This window comes from Acinetobacter sp. PK01 (assembly GCF_022819285.1).
GTDB lineage: Bacteria > Pseudomonadota > Gammaproteobacteria > Pseudomonadales > Moraxellaceae > Acinetobacter > Acinetobacter tandoii.
Genome location: NZ_CP094643.1, coordinates 20,049 through 40,267, shown reverse-complemented (window position 1 = coordinate 40,267; position 20,219 = coordinate 20,049). Strand labels below are relative to the sequence as shown.

The window sequence follows — 20,219 nt, the reverse complement described above, 5'->3', positions numbered from 1 at the left end:
TAAATCACTTACCTTTACATTTTGATCGCTTTTTAATCAACCTTAAAGAACACCAGTACCTAAAATTAGTCAAACAAATATTACAAACAAAAGGCTTTAAACATTTCACTTAGTCCATAGAAGTAGTAGATGATGCACTCAATACTCCCTCATTCATTCCTACCAAAAAACTTAATATAAAAATAAATCATAGGCTTACCCTATAAAGACTGAATTTCAGGCATAAAAAAACCACCCCCGAAGGATGGTTTTAATCTCCCTAAATCCCTCTTTATAAAAGAGGGACTTGAGACTTTCATTTAGTGTCCGCCACCATTAATGGCTTTGGTCATATCTTCAACCACTTTCTTCGCATCACCGAAGACCATCATGGTTTTTTCATTGTAGAACAAATCATTGTCTAAGCCCGCGTAACCTGTCGCCATAGAGCGTTTGATCACCATAATGGTACGTGCTTTGTGAGCTTCAAGAATCGGCATACCATAAATCGGCGAGCTTGGATCATCTTTCGCTGCTGGGTTAACTACGTCGTTCGCACCGATTACTAATACCACATCAGTTGCTGGGAAGTCTGAGTTGATTTCATCCATTTCCAAGATGTCTTCATACGCCACATCTGCTTCTGCCAACAGTACGTTCATGTGACCAGGCATACGACCAGCAACTGGGTGAATCGCAAAGCGAACTTTTACACCCTGTTCTTTCAAGATTTCACACAACTCTTTTACCGCATTCTGCGCACGACCTTGCGCCATACCATAACCCGGTACAATCACCACGCTGTCCGCATTTGACATCAAAAAGCCTGCATCATCTGCTGAACCAGAACGATGGTTACGTTGAACTTGCTCACCTTTATCTGCTGATGCAACTGCTGCACCACCCATCGCACCACCAAACAATACGTTGATGATTGAACGGTTCATCGCTTTACACATGATGTAAGACAGAATCGCACCAGAAGAACCAACCAATGAACCTGCAACGATCAACATATTGTTTTCAAGCGTAAAACCAATACCTGCTGCTGCCCAACCAGAGAAAGAGTTCAATAGCGAAACCACAACTGGCATATCGCCACCACCGACTGGTGCAATCCACACCCAACCGAATGCAAGTGCAAGTGCTGTCATCGCCCAGAATGCAGCCATGTTACCCGTTGTAAAGAAGTAGATACCACACGCCAACATTGCAATGAAAATGAGAGCCTGTACAGGTTTAACCCATGCACCAGAAATGGTTTTTGCCCACTTTTTCGCAGCCAACTTACCATATGCAAATACTGATGCGGTAAATGTGATCGCACCCACAAAGCAACCCACGAACAATTCAAATAAATGAACTTTGCTCATGTGAGCATGTTGTACACCCGCAGCCGTTAAAGCAGCTTCATTTTCAGCAAACAATGCTGTTAATTGGTTGTTATGCAAGATTGCAGCAATCGCAATCAATACCGCCGCCAGACCCACCAATGAGTGCATTAATGCCACTGTTTCTGGCATTTGTGTCATTGGAACGGTACGTGCACGAGCAATACCTACGACTGCACCGAGTACCATCGCACCACCAATCATCCAAATTACAGGATGGTCGGCCACGAAGAAGGTGGTCACAACAGCAATCGCCATTGCGATCATGCCATAACGGTTACCTTGAATCGCTGTTTTTGGACCAGACAAACCACGTAACGTTAAAATAAAGAGGACAGCACCAATCAGGTAGAACCAATCCGCATAGTCTCGAATAAATTCCATATATTAGCCCTCTTTTTTCTTTTGCTTTGGCTTAAACATTTCAAGCATACGTGCGGTTACTGCGAAGCCACCGAAAATATTGATACTTGCCAAGAACACTGCAATTGCACCAAGAATGCTCACAACATTTACACTTTGGAATGCAACATTCGCATCAACACCAATTGCAGGAATCCCCACAGTTTGAATCATTGCACCCACCACGATGATCGATGACAACGCATTGGTTACTGCCATAAGCGGAGTATGTAACGCCGGTGTTACGCCCCACACCACGTAATAACCTACGAAGATAGCAAGGACAAAAATAGTAATTGTTTCAACCATGAAAAATCTCCTTACGCACGCTTCAACAACACTTGGCTGCCATGAGTGACCAATAGGGCTTTTTGAATTTCATCTTCTTGATTTAAGACAAAGTTTTTATCTTTATCAAACAACGTTTCGACAAAATTGAAAACGTTACGTGCATAAAGTGCTGAAGCTTCAGTCGACACTGTAGATGGAATATTTGGGACACCCAAAATTTTCACACCATTTTCAGTCATCACTGTCTCACCAACTTTAGAACCTTCAACGTTACCGCCAGTTTCAACTGCCATATCTAAAATGACAGAGCCTGGTTTCATTTTGGCAACAGTTTCGGCACGGATAAGACGCGGCGCATCACGACCTGGTAAGAGTGCAGTTGTAATCACAATATCGGCATTAGAAACCGCTTTATCGACAATCGCAGCTTGGTCTTTAATGTATTGCTCACCCGGCATCCAACCATAACCATTCTTGGCAGCATCTGCAGCTTTTTGCTTTTCTTCATCAGACATTGGTACGTCTAACCATTTGCCACCTAAAGACTCTACTTGGTCTTTTGCAGTTGGGCGCAAATCGGTCGCTTCAACAACCGCACCTAAGCGTTTTGCAGTTGCAATCGCTTGTAAACCCGCAACCCCTACACCCATGATCACGATACGAGCTGGTTTAACCGTACCCGCAGCGGTCATTAACATTGGGAACATACGTTGATATTCTGCCGCCGCCAAAAGTACAGATTTATAACCTGCAAGGTTGGCTTGAGAAGACAATACATCCATGTTTTGCGCACGAGATAAAGTACGAGGCAATAATTCCAATGCAAATGCAGACACGTTTTGCGATGCAAATTGATCTAGTTCGGTATTGCGGTAAGGGTCAAACATTGCAACTACAGTGGTGTTTGGCTCTAACTTTTGAATTTCCTCACCTTTAGGAGCGCGAACTTTCAAAATCATCTGACTGCCCACATAGGCATCATCTGTAATCTTAGCACCGACTTGTTCATAAGCACTGTCAATATAAGCAGCCTTTACACCAGCGCCACGTTGAATGACCACACTATGACCAGCGTTGATCAATTTCTTTACTGTCTCTGGCGTAGCAGCTACACGATTTTCACCGACGACAGTTTCGGTAGGGATTCCGATCTGCATGAGCGTTCCTCAAGCTAAATTTCTCTAGTAAACACCGTTAGAAACGATGTTCCCTCTGGATGTGTTCTTGTTGAATTTTGGATTCTAATTGAACTTTTTTAAATTACCACCCAATATTTATTTAATAAATACCCTCATTTTGAACTGATGATTCATAAAAATAATTATTCGATATATCATTCCTCGGTTTTGCCCAGCACATTGTAAAACCGAGTCTGTGTTCAATTGGCTCGTGTTTTATTTCATGGGTCAGAATCTTGTTTGTTTTTTTAAAAGCATAAGCGTTAGACCACAACAAGTGGTTTTTCTGACAAAATTTCCTGTTCATCCCCTGTGAAGAAAATCGTCCTGAGACTATACAAATTTCAGGTATTTTTAAGTTTTTCTCTGCAAAATTGACTGAGATGACAATTTGGTCAATCTCGAACCTTTTTAATGGTATAAATTCTAAGCAGAAATTTTCAAATTTTGTCTCCTCATTAGACTCTCTATAAATGCAGCTTTCCCTTTGTGCTTTCTCATTCTTAATATAAATATGAAATATGACCAAAGTCGGATAATGCAGAAAATTTAATTCAAAAAAACTTTTCAAATCATTTAATCTGATGATGCAATATGTTTCATTCGACATATTTTGCACTATTTTAGGTCATTTATTATTCATATTACGTTAGAATCTTCTTTTCAGCTTAGTCAAAATCCAAATGTATCTATAGAAAGTTTTCACCAAAGCAAAAGTATTTGGATATTTATGCAATTCTGAAGCAAAAACAGCCCTGTATTTATATAACTTTATCCTATGTATTTTTGTCTTTTCATTCCAAAGAGTATGAGGATTGATCATTTTTTTGCATTTTTCTCTTTCAGCCCAAAAGCCTATACTGCATATCGGTAGCCATCCTATCTTTTTAAAAAGTTAAATTTCATGAATCTCTCTTTATCTCGCACCCAACTTGGCAGTTTGTTTGCGATTGGTGCAGCATTTTTATTCAGTAGCAAAGCGATTTTTATTAAACAAGCTTATGCCTTATCACCTTTGGTGGATGCTACACTCTTGATGGCGCTTCGAATGGCTTGCGCCTTACCATTTTTTCTACTGATCTGTTGGTTTAACCGAGAAAAGAGCAAAGGCTTACAAGCAAAAGATTGGGGGCTGCTCATGGTGGCAGGCCTGATGGGGTACTACTTTGCCAGTTGGTTGGACTTTTTAGGTTTAATGTATATCAGTGCGTCTTTAGAACGCATTATCTTATTCCTCTACCCTACTTTAACTGTATTGGCTTCTTGTGTGCTGTATCGCCAAAAACTTTCGGTCAAAAGTATGCTCGCCATTGTGCTCAGTTACGGAGGGACTGTTTTGGTGATGCTTCAGGAGCAACAACATGCGCCTGTTCAAGAACATTTCTGGCTGGGTGCAAGCCTTGTTTTTGCCAGCGCAATTGCCTTTGCTGCCTATCTATTACTAACCCCCCCGCTGATTCAAAAATTTGGCTCATGGAATTTTACAGGTCTGGCTTTAACAACCGCTTGCCTTGGCACACTGGTACAATTTTTTTGGGTTACTCCTCATCCTCTATTATTGGTGCAACAACTTCCTGTTGGCGTACTTTGGTATGGTTTGGCACTGGGCTTCTTTGTCACCGTCGTTCCGACTGTACTCCTGATGCAAAGTATTGCACGGCTTGGGGCGGCTCAATCTGCCATGATTGCATCGGTTGGCCCTATCCTGACCATTTTATTGGCAGTCGCTTTTTTAAATGAACATTTGAATTTTTGGCAATGGATCGGTTGTTTACTCAATATTGTCGGAATTATGATGATTACCTTATCCAAGAAAAAGCTTGCCAACTAATACCTGCTAACATCAGTAATCGTGCAAGGTTTTCACTGAAAAGCATCGTCTTTTGGAGAAAGGGAGCATTCTGTGTTTTCACTATTCATCTTCAATAATAGCTCGTGAAAATGTGCCCCTGCTGAGGTTTCCGCCAACACATCATTCGGGTTACGCAGCGGACATTGCTCTAAGGATAAACAACCACACCCAATACACCAATCCAATTGTTGTCGCAGTTGTAATAAATGCACAATCTGCTGATCTAACTGGGTTTGCCATTGCTGTGACATTTGCTGCCAATCTTGCTTGGTGGCATTTCCTTGTTTCGGTAATGCTGAAAAGGCAACCTTCACTTGTTGCAATGAAATGCCGACTTGCTGTGCTGCTTTAATAATGGCAATACGTCTTAACATAGAACGCTGATAACGGCGTTGATTGCCCGAAGTTCGCGCACTCCAAATCAGTTCTTTTTCTTCATAAAAACGTAAAGCAGCAACACTGACATCACTGCGCTTTGCCAAATCACCAATTCTCAACCACTGCTGTGCCGATGACATTGTCTGCGGATTTTCTTCCATAAAAGCTTGACCTCAAGTTAACTTGAGCTTTGATACTAACAAAAATCAAACATAGGTAGAATTTTTTATGCAACATGCCGCATCACCTGCACCATTTGAATTAATTAACCCTAAAAAACTTTATAATCCGCGCCCTTTTGCCTATAGTCACATGGCTGAAGTTAGACACTTTTCACGTATACTTCACATTTCAGGACAAGGTGGTGAAAACCAACGAGGACATTTATCTCAAGATTTTGCAGAGCAATTGTGTCAAGCCATGAGCAATTTAGAGCTTGCACTTGCACATGCCGATGCTTCATTTTTAGATATTGCTGTTTTAAGAGTTCTAGTGGTTGACCATAGCCCTAAGAAACATCAGTTTTTAATTCAGGAAATACAAAAGCGCTGGAAAGAACATAACTTTCCTGCTTGCACACTGATTCCTGTTCCGTGTCTTGCCATACCAGGAATGCTGATTGAAATTGAAGCAACCGCTTATTGCAATTAACCGAACAAGCCAAGGAACTTTATGAATTCTCCACGTGATATTAGCCAAGACAAACCGCTACTGTGGCTCATGGCAGTTGCTTGTGGTCTTTGTGCAGGTGCGAACTATTATTGCCAACCCCTCATCCATTCAATTCAACAATATTTTAATGTGCCTGAGTCACAAGTGGCCTTAACCGTTACTTTTGCCCAAGTATCTTATGCACTAGGGTTATTGCTGATTGTTCCGATTGGCGACATGGTCAATAAAACCAAATTTATTCCGTTACTCATGTTCTTCGCGGCAATCGGTTTATTTATTTGTGCCTTTGCCATCAACCTACCTATGCTGTGGTTGGGTACCAGTATCGTCGGACTATTTTCCGTCGCAGCCCAAGTACTGATCCCTTTAGCGACGATGGCGGTAAAACCTGAAAAAACAGGTGAAGTCATTGGTTTCCTTATGAGTGGTTTATTGGTTGGCTTATTACTTTCGACCAGTTTAGCGGGGCTCGTGTCCAACCTATTTCACTGGAAACTGATTTATGCACTGAGCGGTATTTTGACCTTAATCTTGGCTTTTTTATTGAAATCACGTTTACCTTATGTGATGTCTTTTAAAATGAGCTATCCGCAAGTCTTTAAGTCGATGGGGCTGTTATTACAGCAAGAACGTCGTCTCATATTACGTTCTTTAATTGGTGGCTTTGTCTTTGCAGCCATGAGCATTTTATTTTCAACCATCGCGTTGTTGCTGACCTCTAAAACCTATCAACTCCCCGATGTACTGGTTGGGGTCATTCCACTGATTGGTGTATTTGGAGCACTGTCCACACAATATGTTGGCAAATTAGCAGATCAGGGTTATACCACCGTGCTCACTTGGTCAGGTTGCGCGATTATGGCCGTCAGTTGGTATTTCCTATATTTAGGTGGACATAGCCTCATCAGTTATATTTTAGGCTATGGTTTAATTAACTTAGGCTTAGCTGTGGTGCATAGCAGTAACCAGAATATTATTTTCCGCATTCGTCCAGATGCCAAATCTCGCATTAACTCCATTTATATGACCATGTATTTTATTGGCGGAGCCTGTGGTTCGGCATTAGGCGTTTATGCTTGGCATCATGGTGGCTGGAGCATGAGTTGCCTGGTTGGTATTTTGTTGGTTGTGGCAGCGGCTATCTTTGCACTGATTGATTTGCTCAGCTGTAACAAACCACTCAGTCCACATGAAACCTTTCAGCCTTAAGCCTTTTGCATGAGTTGGCCATATCGTTATAGATAATATCAACTCATGCGACACAATCTAGTTAGGAGACCTGCATAACAGGATAGAAAGGTTTCTCAGTATCTAACTGTTCTGCATTTTCCAGTAAGATATACATAAAGATTGGAATCAGTATCGACAAAATACTGCAACCATCTGCAATATAACGTCGATTTACTACACTGTTATAACTGACTCCACCCTGTAAAATTTGATTACGTAAGGTATTTAGGCGAGCAAAAAGAAAGGATAAAATCTCTGCAGTTTTTCTACCCTGTAGGGCTTGATGCACGACTCGTTGCTCAGCTTCAAATTCAGTTTTCAAAGATACTTGGCTGATTTTATGATTATGATAGTCCCAGAATCCTTGATAAATATAAGGATTATCTAAGATTAAATGAAGAGTTTGCTTAGCTTTATGCTCAAACACATACTCAACCTTGTGCTCATGATCTAACTGACTCAGTGCGGTTAAAAATTGCTTCATACTTTGTTGTGGTTGTAATGCTGTACCTTCACGAGCATAAATAGCATTAAACGAAATCCATAAACTGATAAATTTTAAATCCAAATCATCATCAAGCAGCATTGCTTTTTTAAACCAACTGATCCCACGATGCAGTCGTAAATTAAAGGCTTCGGAATGCTCTGCTTTTTTATTTTTAAAAACTTCTTCGAGTACTAACATATCCGTCTCCATTTCTTTATTGTTATCTTCTATTAACCATAACCAATTTGAAGACCGTGCTCAATCAAAAAACAAGTATTGATGCGTTCAATAAAGGAATGGATCTAACAATGAAAAAATCTAAAAAATAGCCCAGCAAACTGGACTATTTTTCATTCTGCAAATTACTTCTTCGCTGCCTGCATATTTTTAATTAGCTCACTAAAATCAAACGTTGCTGCCTTTTGTACAGGTGGATAATCTATCAATGACTTAATATGTTCTCCAATCAATGCCTGTAAAGGTTCAGAAATCCATTGCTTGCTTTGAATAATTTCCGAACGGTCTCGTGTGCTATCAAATGACTCAAATGGATCCTGACGCAAATTGTACATAATTGGGAATTTTTGCTTTTGATAACTATCGTAATAGTTTTCGCTGGTTTCGAAATGTACCTTCCACTGGTTAATACGAACTGCACGCAGTGTTGATTCATGGTAATACAGGAAATTATTACGCTTACTTTCCTCAGACTTACCGGTCCAATAATCTAGATTATTGACACCATCAATATATTGCTTACGCTTGGTTTTCATTTCTTCGACCACATTTGAATCACCCGCTGCGGCTGCCAAAGTCGTAAACAAATCCATATTGGCTTGAATCCCAGTTTTCACCTGACCCGCAGGAATATGCCCAGGCCAACGAACCATCGTAGGCACACGCACACCACCCTCATATGTGGTCATTTTTTCACCACGAAAAGGTGTGGTACCACCATGATTTTTGGCACTGTGTTCTGGACCATTATCTGTGGTATAAACAATGATGGTGTTATCTAATACACCCATCTTCTTCATATCATCCAACAGTTGCCCTACTTGCATATCATGTTCAATCATACCGCTTCCATACAAATCATCTTCAGATGTTGCTTTCGCGGCTAAATAGCGATGAGAATCACGTAAATGTGTATACATATGCATACGGCTTGGGTTTAACCATACAAAAAATGGCTTGTCCGATTTTTTACTGCGCTTCATGAAATCAACACTGGCTGCGATAAATTCATCATCCACAGTTTCCATGCGTTTACGCGTAAGTGCCCCCGTGTCTTCACACTTTTGTTTACCCATTTTCCCAAAACGAGGGTCTGTGGTTTCATCATCTGTTGTTGATGCATAACAGTGAAGAACACCACGTGTACCATATTTTTTATGGAACTCTGGGTCTTTTGGATAGTCAAACTGCTCTGGTTCTTCTTCTGTATTTAAGTGGTACAAGTTCCCAAAGAACTCGTCAAAACCATGCACGGTTGGTAAATGTTCATTACGATCACCTAGGTGATTTTTACCAAACTGACCACTTATATAACCCAATGGCTTGAGTACTTCTGCCAAAGTTGGTGTGGTAGCTTGAATGCCTAATGGAGAACCAGGACGACCAACGGTAGTCATACCACTACGAATTGGATATTGTCCTGTAATAAATGCTGCACGGCCTGCAGTTGAACTGGGTTGAGCATAATGATCGGTAAACATAATGCCTTCTTTGGCAATTCGATCAATATTTGGTGTGTTATATCCCATTACACCATGGCTATACGCACTGACGTTGGTAAAGCCTACATCATCCGACATAATCACCAAAATATTGGGTGGTTTTGCCACGAGAGCTGTTGAAAGCAAGGCTCCGCCAGCCAAAGCGATGCAACGTGAAATAATATTTTTACGCATGTGTTTTCCTTAACAGATTTTTGAAACTAAAAACATATTTTCAAACCGTTTTATGCAGACAACGATTTGATGGTTCAGCATATAAGGGCTAAATCCCGCCCCATGAGTTACAACAGATTTTCTAATGTGGTTGTAAACGTTTCGCAATGTCATGCTTCGATGTCGTTGCGGTATGAAAAAATTTCTTTAAGCCTGAACATAGGTAATGAAGGCCCACTTCTCCTTCTGGCGTTTTTAAGAAACGGTCTTTCGGACAATCTCCCCAACATAGTTGAAGATACGGACATTTTTTGCAGTATTCAGGTAAGCTATTTGACTTCGCATAGGCGAATTTCTTTTGTCGTTCTGAAAAGACTAAATCACCTTGATGAATCTCTTGGATATTGCCCAGCTTGTATTCTGGATAAACAAAGTGGTCACAGGAAAATAGGTCACCATTGTGTTCTATCGCCAAGGATTTGCCACAGATTTGTCCAGACACGCATTTCTGTGCACCATAGCCGAACATCATGGAAATCACATTTTCGAACTGGTCGATAAATACTTGTCCAAAATCATGCGCTAACCAGTCTTGCCACACGGTGGAAAGAAATATGCCCCAGTCATCCGCAGCAATCGACCAATCCGTTACTACGGAATCGGTTGTACCTGGTTGGGCTGCTGTACTGCCCAGTTGCGGAAGGTCTTTCGGGTTCCAATACCCTGGTGCAGTGTGTTGAAACTGGGCACTTTCCATGCCCGGAATAAACTGGATCATGTGGGGTTGTACTTGGTCACGTAGGAAGCGATAGACATCAAGTGGTTTTTTGCTGTTGTCTCGATTGACTACACAGAGTGCATTAAACAGTACATGGTGTTGATGGAGTAATTGCGCTGCGTGCATGACTTTGGCATGTGTTGGTTTGCCCCCTTTGTTGTAGCGATGGATGTCATGCAGGTCTGCGGGGCCATCTATGGATAATCCCACCAGAAAATTGTTTTTCTTCAGAAAAACACACCAGTTTTCGTCTAGTAGGATGCCATTGGTTTGTAAGTCATTTTCGATCGTTTGATGGGGTTTAGCATATTTTTTTTGTAATTCGACCATACGTTGGAAGAAGCCTAAGCCCATTAAGGTCGGTTCGCCACCCTGCCAGCTAAAAACTACTTCGTTGCCTGTTTGAGCTTCTATGTATTGCTTAATGTGTAACTCAAGCATGGACTCTGCAATACGTGGAGTTTTTGGTTGATGTAACATGTCTTGCTTATGCAAATAAAAGCAATAACTGCAGTCCAAATTACACTGTGCACCTGAGGGTTTAACCATCACATGGTAACGGTAGGTTTGCCCCTGTACTTGTATTGTTCTTAGCCGCGGGGAAGCTGCCTGTATCGGTATTATGCGCATCTTGTCATCCCTAAACCTGCGATAATCTTTAAAGGTACTGAAATGAATTAAATCGACGTAGTCGATAAAGCTGGCTAGCGTATAACGTTGAATTCATCAAGAATTCTGCTTTGCGATAAAAACTGATCGAGATTTTGACTACACAAAAAACGCATTATCAACTTATTGCCATATTCATCATCCAGATGTGATGTTGCCTAGCCCATATTGATGCAAGATATCCTAAATATACTCATTCCATTTGAGTGACATTTTAGAATATTGACCTATTTGGCACAGGACATGTTTTTTAGAAAATATCAAATTTTAAACAGATAAAAACCACCCAAAAGAATGGTAATCGATTGAGTAAAATTAAATAGATGTCAAAAATCTCATACACAGGCATGGAGTTTTTGATGTGGAATTTTGTATTCTACTTAGGCTAAATCTGTTTTAATCAAGATCAATATAGATATTCAAATACCTTGAATCCTGTTTTGACGTGAAACTTGACTGAAATATTCAGGGTATGATTTGACTAAAGCCTTGCTATTTAAACTGCGAGAAGTCTCGCACTTTTCAACATTACTGAAGCCACTTTACATATTGTCCGTTCTGCCATCTACTTCTTGGCTTGAATCAGTTATTCAAATTGTTGACTCGCATTTTCATTCTCAGAAATAGCGTTCTACGCTCCCACATAATAACGACATAAGAAAGTACAGTACGAACATGTAAAAGCTCATATTACTGAGTACTAGTCGCAATAGGTTCCATATAAGAATGTCTCCCTTTCTTAAAGCAACCTACTCAACGAAATGTACAGATTTTATTTTTGTGATAATATTGCGCGCGATTGGCAGCTTCTTGATTAAGAGCAAAGAATAGCGTTTCGTTCTTCGTAATCGCTCCTGACTTCATCCCAATATTTACCTATGGCATCTGATCAATTCAAATCAATCAGCTTTTCTTTGCCAAGCAAAATATCAGGATGTTTTTAAATTTCGACCTCTCGTTTCTTAACGAAGTTTTCAACCCATGTTTTTGAATGAAATCTATCATTTTCAAAAAAGTAGGAAAGCTCTTCCGATATTGATTCGGATCGTAGCACGATAGTTCAATTTATTATCCGTGCCTTTCCTTGCTGTCATTGATCCTATAATTTACACCACAGCTTGTTTTGATTATGGTGTAAATCCAAACTGACCCACCCACCTAAATATAGGTTTACATAGATTCTCGCAGGTTGCGAAATACAGATTAAAGGTATGATTTTTAATGACTATTAACAAAAACATTGAAAACACTCAATCTCCGCGAATCAGTGTTGCCCCGATGATGGATTGGACAACCAAAGACTACCGTTTTTTTGCGCGTTTATTTAACCCTAATGTGATTTTATATACCGAAATGGTCACTACTGGTGCCATTCTTTTTGGTGATGCCAAACGCCATCTTGACTTTAACCATAAAGAACACCCAATTGTTTTGCAGCTCGGTGGCTCAAACCCCAAAGACCTTGCAACCTGTAGCAAAATGGCGCAAGACTGGGGCTATGATGAAATTAACTTGAATGTTGGCTGCCCAAGCGACCGCGTACAAAACAATAAGATTGGCGCATGTTTAATGGCAGAGCCTGACTTAGTCGCAGAATGTATTGCTGAAATGCGCAATGCAGTGGATATTCCTGTCACCGTAAAACATCGTATCGGCATTGATGACATGCACTCATATGAAGAAATGCTGCATTTTGTCGATACAGTCGCTAAAACAGGTTGTGATAATTTTATCGTGCATGCGCGTATTGCGTTATTGCAGGGTCTATCTCCAAAAGAAAACCGTGAGGTTCCTCCGCTGCGTTATGAAGATGTCTATCGTCTCAAGCAGGAACGCCCAGAATTACTTATTGAAATTAACGGCGGAATTAAAACCTTTGCCGAAACAGAACAACATTTACAGCATGTAGATGGTGTCATGATTGGTCGTGAAGCCTATCACAACCCATATTTATTGGCAGAACTTGGACAACTTTGGCAACTGGATGCACCAGACCGTTTTGAAATTATGGAGCAAATGCTGCCTTATATTTCGAAACGCATGGCTGAAGGTGCACCTTTGTCAATTTTGACTCGTCATATTCTCGGTTTATTCCAGAACTTGCCAGGTGCACGCAAGTGGCGTCAGGCACTCAGCGGTGGCAATGCCAAAACATTTGCTGATGTAGAAAATGCAATCATCAACATTAAAGAAGCGATGAAACGAACTGAGGATTATTTACGAGAACAATCCGTCTAATCACAATTCAAGATTTACTCTGTTAAAAAACTCGGTATCTGGTGAATCTAACGATGATCTTTAGAGATCATCGTTGCAAATGATGTCGTAAATATTCAGCACTTTTCTGTATCACTTCATCTGTATTTTTATTCCAAATCATTACGACATCGGACAAACTATTTGCAGCCTCTAAAGGAATGAGCCTCACTTGTTCAGGCAAAATATCAGTAAATTCTTCGGGAACAATACAAATTCCAATCTCAGCGGCAACCAACTGAAGTTGGGACACTTTACGAGACTGAATCGGTGCTTTTTGAGGTGTAAAACCCGCACCGAGACAGAGGTTTGAGACTAAATAACTGAGCCCACCCCGTTCAGCATGCGGTGTCGAGACAAACTTTTCGTGTCTTAACTGCTGAATTTTGATGCTTTTCTCCATCGTCAAAATATGGCTTGGATACAGGGCAACATACAAAGGCTCATGATAAAGCTTTTCTACATGTAACTCATCTAGGTGATTTAAAACAGGGGGACGAATAAAACCGACATCAATATGACCCGTCTTGAGCGCTAGAACCTGATCTTCAGAAGATAAAGTATTCAGCTCAAAATGCACATTGAGGTGCCTTGAAGCTTGGTCAAACACTTTGACTTTTTCCAAGCTCATTGTAACGGTACTTGAGTGTGCAATTCTAATGAGTCGATTTTTCCCATTTGCGATATCTTTAGAATTCTCAATAATATGTTCTAAGTTCAGCACATTATTTTTAAGCTGAGCATAAAGAAATTGCCCCGCTTTAGTGAGTTTTATTTTTTTATCAGCCCGATCAAAAATTTCAAATCCAACTTCTTCTTCCAAAAGCTTGATCTGTCGGCTCAAAGCAGATTGGGCAATGAATAACTTTTCAGAAGCTGCGATAAAACCGCCTTCCTCAACAATGTTAATCAGATAATTAAATTGCTTAAGTGTTGCCATTATCATCTCAAAATTAGATTAATAGTTATTTTTTCTATATTAGATTAGATCAATTAATTTAACTAGACTGGGCTTAAGTAGCTTAGATAAGAGAAAGAAAATGGGTTTATCCAAACAAATATTGGTGTTAATTGGCATCATCGGTGCGCTTCTATTGCTCAATTTTTACGATGATTTTATCGCGAAACAAACGGGAAAAAGCATACAGCCTATCGAGTGGTCTTTTTTACAAGACTAATTTCTATCGATGCTTCAACTATATTCATTCGTAGGTGTCTTTTAAGAACTTGATAAGTTTAAAAACTCTTTTCTTTTTTCTATTCATTTAAATTTTTTATCAGCTATGGGTGACATAAATATATTGATCTATGTCGCCCAATTAAACCTAAAATCAGCCTTGTTACTTCGCTTTGATGTGATCTAATTTTTTTAGTACTTCTGCGACTGCAATCATGGCAAAACTAGACGTCACTACGACTGCCGAACCATAACCTCCACAGCGTAAACCAGCACTTGGGCAAACATCGGCGCTGGAAAATGGATTATCAATCGAATACACACAGGTAATTCCAAATTTTTCTTTAGGTTTCTTACAAATCCCTTTCGAACGCAACTGCGCGCGCAATTTGGCTAACATCGGATCTTGTTCAGTTTTGGATAAATCTGCGACTCGAATTTTTAGTGGATCAAGCTTACCGCCAGCACCTCCCGAAACAATTAACGGAATTTTATTAAAACGGCAATGTAACATCAGCGCTAACTTGGCTTTGACATCATCAATGCAGTCCAAAATTAAATCAGGGGCATTGCTGAGCAACTCTTTGACATTGTCTGGCGTTAAATAATCATCAATCAAATTAATTTTAATTTTCGGATTAATCGAGCGGCAACGTTCTGCCATGACTTCAATTTTTTCACAGCCCAGTGTTGAGGTCATCGCAGGTAATTGACGATTAATATTTGAGGCTGCAACCACATCCATATCGACCAAGGTCAGCTCACCAATACCTGTGCGCGCCAAGGCTTCCACCGCCCAAGAACCAACGCCGCCAATTCCAATCACCATAACATGGCTTTGTTCATACCCTTGAAATGCTGGTTCTCCATAAATTTTAGCTACGCCAGCAAAACGGCGGTCATATTCATCATCTAGGAGTAAATCAGTCATAGGGAGATCAAATCAGAAAAATTATCGCGAGCATTTTATCAAATTCAATTTAAAAGTTGCGGATTAATATTCAGTCCATACACTTGGGAGCTGGATTGCATCAGCTTTATTTGCATTCAATACATAGGTCTTACGTTGATTCATGGGCAGTTGATCTGAAGATGGCGACAAAGTACGAATATAGTGATATTTCATACGCCATGTATTCGCTTGTTGATATTCAATATTCAGTACCAATTTTTCTAAGTCATGACAATGTTCCCCTGACTGGGCATAATCTTGTTCCGAAAAACAGGCTCGAATCATTCTTGAGACAGAAAATGGTATATTCTGAAAAATCTGTTGATATTGACCCTGAGTATTGAGCTGTAAAAAGTCCGCCACTTCTTCCGTCATGCCCCCACCCGAGTACATCTCATCCCAACGTTGAATCAAAGCAATACTGTAATCTTTATCATTGATGGGAAATAACACGGGATAAAGATGTAAAGCATCAGTGCGAACAAATTTACCATTTTCATCGAGTAAATCTTCTGGCGCAACAGGGCCATCCACAGTCCAATGTGGATTCTGTGTAAGTGGTTGATAATTTGAAAAATCCCAATAATTACGTAATTGATAACTTTGCGCATTTTCTTCTAGCTCAAATAGTTTCAATTTGGCAATTACATAGTGCTGTTTAGGCTGATTCGGAACCTGATAAAGTTGCCATGTGGCAGCAGTCTCACAGGAAATCTTAAGCTCAGTACAAATACTTTCTCGCTGCCCCTGCGTAATTTTTTGTGCTTTTAATATCTGGGCCTGCGGATTTGCATGGCTCCAAACAGGAAATAGGCATACACATCCTGCCAATAATAATTTCAACATACAAATGATCTTAAAATTTTGTTTTATATGTGAATGATACCAGAGCCTTAGCTATAAAGACTCTGGCAGATGATGATTGAATAAGGGTTGATTCTAACTTGCAATTAAATGACGCAACACATAATGCAAGATTCCGCCTGCTTTGAAATATTCAACTTCGTTGAGCGTATCAATACGACATAACACAGGGAACGAATCACGAGAGCCATCGGTTCGAGTCACTTCCACTTCAAAGGTTTGATGCGGTGCTAAATCATCCGACAAACCTAGAATCGAAATACTTTCATGTCCTGTCAGATTTAAACTGTGTCGATTCTGATCAGACATAAACTGCAATGGCAACACGCCCATGCCAACCAGATTTGAACGGTGAATCCGCTCAAAACTTTCAGCAATGACGGCTTTTACCCCAAGTAAATTGGTGCCTTTTGCTGCCCAGTCGCGCGAAGACCCCGTACCATATTCTTTGCCTGCAATAATCACCAAAGGTGTCCCTTGTTGTTGATAGAGCATGGCAGCATCATAAATTGCCAGTTTCTCACCACTTGGAATATGCAGAGTGTTACCACCCTCTTCTCCGCCTAACATTTCATTTTTAATGCGAATATTGGCAAATGTGCCACGCATCATCACTTCATGATTGCCACGACGTGAACCATAGGAGTTAAAATCTTTCGGCTCAACCCCGTGCTCTTGGAGATAGCGACCTGCGGGACTGTCTTTTTTAATATTTCCTGCTGGGGAAATATGGTCCGTGGTGACCGAATCTCCAAGTACTGCCAGTATTCGCGCATGTTCAATATTATGTAATGAATTCAGGGGTTGCCCAATATCTGCGAAAAATGGCGGATGTCGGATATAGGTAGAATGCTCGTCCCATGTATAAGTCTGACTTTGTGGAATTTTAATCGCCTTCCAACTGGCATCGCCTTCAAATACCGCAGCATATTCTTTATGAAACATGTCTGTATTCACTTTCTGCAACACTTCGTCTATTTCTGCCTGACTTGGCCAAATGTCTTTTAAATAGACCGCTTCGCCATGTATACCCAATCCAATCGGTTGGGTGGTTAAATCTAAACGAATATTTCCAGCCAAACCAAAAGCAATCACCAAAGGAGGTGAAGCCAACCAGTTGGTTTTTACCAAAGGATGTACCCGCCCTTCAAAATTACGATTGCCCGATAACACCGAAGCGACATTTAAATCATAACAATTGATAGCTTCTTCAATGGGTTCAGGTAAAGGTCCTGAATTACCAATACAGGTAGTACAACCATAACCAACCAAGTTATAACCCAACTGATCGAGATAAGGCGTTAGCCCTGCGGCATTCAAATAGTCCGTTACCACTTTAGAACCAGGAGCCAAGGAGCTTTTCACCCAAGGTTTGCGCTGTAGACCTTTTTCAATGGCTTTTTTAGCAAGCAGACCTGCCGCCAACATTACACTTGGATTAGATGTATTGGTACAGGAGGTAATCGCTGAAATCACCACATCACCATGTACCAAAGGATACTGTTTACCATCAATTTCACAGAATGCACTTTCATGCGTGATATTGGATTTTTGTGCATCAACTGCTGTACCACCGCCCCCTTCATTTTCTAAACGTGCTTTATCTTCTTTAGCAGGTTTTAAACTCAGCTCCATTAAGGCATCAAAAGTTTGTGGTACATCTGCCAGTAAAACCCGATCTTGTGGGCGTTTAGGACCCGCAACACTCGCCACAACCGTCGACATGTCCAAACTGAGCGTATCGGTGAACACAGGCTCATCCCCTGCATTGCGCCATAAGCCCTGTTCTTTACAATACGCTTCAACCAAGGCAATACGCTCATCGGTACGTCCAGTTAAGCGCATATATGCAAGCGTCACTTCATCAACTGGGAAAAAACCACACGTTGCACCATATTCAGGTGCCATATTGGCAATCGTTGCACGGTCAGCCAAAGGCAAATCCGCCAGACCATCACCATAAAATTCAACGAATTTACCCACTACCCCTTTTTGACGTAGCATTTGCGTAATGGTAAGAACCAAATCCGTTGCCGTTATGCCCTCACGCAATTTGCCCGTGAGTTTAAAACCAATCACTTCAGGAATGAGCATGGAAATGGGTTGTCCTAACATGGCCGCTTCAGCCTCAATCCCTCCCACACCCCAACCTAAAACACCTAAACCATTAATCATGGTGGTATGCGAATCTGTACCGACTAAGGTATCGGGAAAGGCAAAGGTTTCCCCATCTGATTCCCCCAACCACACAGCTTGCGCTAAATATTCCAGATTCACCTGATGGCAAATTCCCGTGCCAGGAGGAACCACGCTAAAGTTATTAAAGGCCGACTGCCCCCAACGTAGGAACTGATAACGCTCACCGTTACGCTGCATTTCAATTTCAACATTTTCAGCAAATGCACGACCACTGGCAAAATGATCGACCATCACGGAGTGGTCAATCACCAAATCGACTGGAGATAAGGGATTAATTAGATTAGGATCACGGCCAGCCTGTGCGACTGCTGCCCGCATGGCGGCTAAATCGACCACCGCAGGCACACCCGTAAAATCCTGCATCAGGACTCGCGCAGGACGATATTGAATTTCTTGTTCTGAGCTTCGGGTTTGCTGCCACTCCACAATCGCCAAAATATCATCTGCTTTGACCGTTACACCATCTTCAAAGCGCAATAAATTTTCTAATAAGACTTTGAGTGATTTGGGGAGTTTTGACAGTTCTCCCAGTTGTGACTGGGCTTGTGCCAAACTAAAAATCTGATAAGTTTTAGAACCAACTGTAAAGGATTGTAAGGCATTAAAACTATTGATTTGACTATACTTTGCCATAGGTGGGTCCTCCGGCGTGCATGATTATTTTTTATTCCATTGTTCTTTTATAATGTAGGTCAAATCATCCTGTTTAATGTTGTGGATTAGTAATTTCCCCATAACTTTATTTTAATTGTGCAGTCGCAAACTTTGTTGAGTATTTCGCCACACTTGCTCTGCCAAGTCAGTTTCATCGCACTGCAAAGTCTGTGCTAAACCCTTTAATACATAAGGTAAATTGGCGGGAGTATTGCGGGTTCGTTGTTGAGTTGAAATTTGACAGCAAAGCGGTGTCATATCTGGACAATCAGTTTCCAATACCAAATGTTCAGAACCAATTTCCTGTACTACTCGATGCAGTTTTTTCGCATTCGGATTGGTGATTTGCCCTGTCACACCAATTTTAAATCCCAGTTTAATGAAGGCTTTGGCTTCTTCCACACCACCACTAAAAGCATGTGCAATGCCACCGAATTGAAATTTTTGCTTTTTCAGTAAGGCCAGTGTTTCTGCATGCGCTTTACGGATATGTAACAACACTGGTTTTTGGTAATGCATTGCCAGTTCGAGTTGCTGTTGAAAATAATCCTGCTGTTGGGCAAATAATTCAGGCTGCTTATGCTCGGCTAGAAAAGTGTCTAACCCAATTTCCCCAACAGCAATGCAATTATGTTGCTGTAAGAATGATTCAAGTTGCTGTAAATGTTCTGGTCGATGTTGTTCAATATAAAAAGGATGTAAACCTGGTGCTAAATAAACCTTCGGTACTTCTGATAAATGAGTTAGAAATTGCTGGGTATTCAGCAAGTCCGAAAATCGTGATGCTACAAAACCAATCAGGACTAAAGCCTCCACCCCTGCTGCTTTGGCTTGATACGCTAGTAGTTCCCGATCTATATCAAAATCGGGAACATCAAAATGAGTATGGGTATCAAATAAACGTGGCTGCATGTTCAA

General features: G+C 40.8%; 18 protein-coding genes and 1 pseudogene. 5 read left to right on the top strand and 14 right to left on the bottom strand.

The window, feature by feature from the left end; genetic code table 11:
• Nucleotides 1–299 precede the first annotated feature (299 nt).
• The 4 genes from MP622_RS00185 to MP622_RS00170 form a co-directional block, all read right to left on the bottom strand.
• Nucleotides 300–1,754: an NAD(P)(+) transhydrogenase (Re/Si-specific) subunit beta gene (locus MP622_RS00185; protein ID WP_016166157.1), complete on the bottom strand. Its 1,455-nt coding sequence runs from the start codon at nucleotides 1,752–1,754 to the stop codon at nucleotides 300–302.
• A 3-nt stretch (nucleotides 1,755–1,757) separates the two neighbouring features.
• The gene (locus MP622_RS00180; RefSeq protein WP_004692331.1) at nucleotides 1,758–2,081 is read right to left on the bottom strand and encodes a proton-translocating transhydrogenase family protein; all 324 of its coding nucleotides are present in this window, start codon (nucleotides 2,079–2,081) and stop codon (nucleotides 1,758–1,760) included.
• An 11-nt stretch (nucleotides 2,082–2,092) separates the two neighbouring features.
• Nucleotides 2,093–3,220, bottom strand: a complete 1,128-nt coding sequence (locus MP622_RS00175; protein ID WP_016166158.1) for a Re/Si-specific NAD(P)(+) transhydrogenase subunit alpha — start codon at nucleotides 3,218–3,220, stop codon at nucleotides 2,093–2,095.
• Between the two features lie 121 nt (nucleotides 3,221–3,341).
• Nucleotides 3,342–3,851: a hypothetical protein gene (locus MP622_RS00170; RefSeq protein WP_243791927.1), complete on the bottom strand. Its 510-nt coding sequence runs from the start codon at nucleotides 3,849–3,851 to the stop codon at nucleotides 3,342–3,344.
• Between the two features lie 294 nt (nucleotides 3,852–4,145).
• Between MP622_RS00170 and MP622_RS00165 the strand changes: the two genes are divergently transcribed.
• Nucleotides 4,146–5,072, top strand: a complete 927-nt coding sequence (locus tag MP622_RS00165) for a DMT family transporter (RefSeq protein WP_044738983.1) — start codon at nucleotides 4,146–4,148, stop codon at nucleotides 5,070–5,072.
• 32 nt (nucleotides 5,073–5,104) lie between these two features.
• Here the strand turns inward: MP622_RS00165 and soxR are convergent, their stop codons facing one another.
• Nucleotides 5,105–5,632 carry a redox-sensitive transcriptional activator SoxR gene (soxR, locus tag MP622_RS00160; RefSeq protein WP_243791926.1) on the bottom strand — a complete coding sequence of 176 codons (528 nt, stop codon included), beginning with the start codon at nucleotides 5,630–5,632 and terminating at the stop codon, nucleotides 5,105–5,107.
• Between the two features lie 67 nt (nucleotides 5,633–5,699).
• On the opposite strand from soxR, the gene MP622_RS00155 reads away from it, so the two are divergent.
• The gene (locus tag MP622_RS00155) at nucleotides 5,700–6,122 is read left to right on the top strand and encodes a RidA family protein (protein WP_243791924.1); all 423 of its coding nucleotides are present in this window, start codon (nucleotides 5,700–5,702) and stop codon (nucleotides 6,120–6,122) included.
• Nucleotides 6,123–6,143: 21 nt separating this feature from the next.
• The gene (locus MP622_RS00150; RefSeq protein WP_044738985.1) at nucleotides 6,144–7,352 is read left to right on the top strand and encodes an MFS transporter; all 1,209 of its coding nucleotides are present in this window, start codon (nucleotides 6,144–6,146) and stop codon (nucleotides 7,350–7,352) included.
• A 61-nt stretch (nucleotides 7,353–7,413) separates the two neighbouring features.
• Here the strand turns inward: MP622_RS00150 and MP622_RS00145 are convergent, their stop codons facing one another.
• From MP622_RS00145 to MP622_RS00130, 4 genes and pseudogenes are all read right to left on the bottom strand, one after another.
• Entirely contained in the window at nucleotides 7,414–8,058 is a 645-nt protein-coding gene (locus tag MP622_RS00145; RefSeq protein ID WP_243791923.1) for a HEPN domain-containing protein, read from the bottom strand.
• A 164-nt stretch (nucleotides 8,059–8,222) separates the two neighbouring features.
• Nucleotides 8,223–9,773: an arylsulfatase gene (locus MP622_RS00140; protein WP_243791921.1), complete on the bottom strand. Its 1,551-nt coding sequence runs from the start codon at nucleotides 9,771–9,773 to the stop codon at nucleotides 8,223–8,225.
• A 121-nt stretch (nucleotides 9,774–9,894) separates the two neighbouring features.
• Complete coding sequence (locus tag MP622_RS00135; RefSeq protein ID WP_243791920.1) at nucleotides 9,895–11,160, bottom strand: anaerobic sulfatase maturase; 1,266 nt, start codon at nucleotides 11,158–11,160, stop codon at nucleotides 9,895–9,897.
• Between the two features lie 732 nt (nucleotides 11,161–11,892).
• Nucleotides 11,893–12,302 (bottom strand): annotated as a pseudogene (locus MP622_RS00130) (integrase); the annotation flags it as partial.
• A gap of 136 nt (nucleotides 12,303–12,438) precedes the next feature.
• Between MP622_RS00130 and dusA the strand changes: the two are divergent.
• Nucleotides 12,439–13,437 (top strand): tRNA dihydrouridine(20/20a) synthase DusA, encoded by a 999-nt coding sequence (dusA, locus tag MP622_RS00125; protein WP_243793568.1) that lies wholly within the window; start codon nucleotides 12,439–12,441, stop codon nucleotides 13,435–13,437.
• Between the two features lie 67 nt (nucleotides 13,438–13,504).
• Here the strand turns inward: dusA and MP622_RS00120 are convergent, their stop codons facing one another.
• On the bottom strand, nucleotides 13,505–14,395 hold the full coding sequence (locus MP622_RS00120) for a LysR family transcriptional regulator (protein ID WP_243791918.1): 891 nt from the start codon (nucleotides 14,393–14,395) through the stop codon (nucleotides 13,505–13,507).
• A gap of 100 nt (nucleotides 14,396–14,495) precedes the next feature.
• Between MP622_RS00120 and MP622_RS00115 the strand changes: the two genes are divergently transcribed.
• Nucleotides 14,496–14,633, top strand: a complete 138-nt coding sequence (locus MP622_RS00115) for a hypothetical protein (RefSeq protein WP_243791916.1) — start codon at nucleotides 14,496–14,498, stop codon at nucleotides 14,631–14,633.
• A gap of 162 nt (nucleotides 14,634–14,795) precedes the next feature.
• Here MP622_RS00115 and MP622_RS00110 read toward each other — a convergent pair whose 3' ends face one another.
• The 4 genes from MP622_RS00110 to MP622_RS00095 form a co-directional block, all read right to left on the bottom strand.
• The gene (locus tag MP622_RS00110; RefSeq protein ID WP_016166167.1) at nucleotides 14,796–15,563 is read right to left on the bottom strand and encodes a tRNA threonylcarbamoyladenosine dehydratase; all 768 of its coding nucleotides are present in this window, start codon (nucleotides 15,561–15,563) and stop codon (nucleotides 14,796–14,798) included.
• A 63-nt stretch (nucleotides 15,564–15,626) separates the two neighbouring features.
• Nucleotides 15,627–16,430, bottom strand: a complete 804-nt coding sequence (locus MP622_RS00105; protein ID WP_243791914.1) for a hypothetical protein — start codon at nucleotides 16,428–16,430, stop codon at nucleotides 15,627–15,629.
• A 93-nt stretch (nucleotides 16,431–16,523) separates the two neighbouring features.
• Nucleotides 16,524–19,280: an aconitate hydratase AcnA gene (acnA, locus tag MP622_RS00100; RefSeq protein WP_243791912.1), complete on the bottom strand. Its 2,757-nt coding sequence runs from the start codon at nucleotides 19,278–19,280 to the stop codon at nucleotides 16,524–16,526.
• A 111-nt stretch (nucleotides 19,281–19,391) separates the two neighbouring features.
• Entirely contained in the window at nucleotides 19,392–20,213 is an 822-nt protein-coding gene (locus tag MP622_RS00095; RefSeq protein ID WP_243791910.1) for a TatD family hydrolase, read from the bottom strand.
• Between the last annotated feature and the right edge of the window lie 6 nt (nucleotides 20,214–20,219).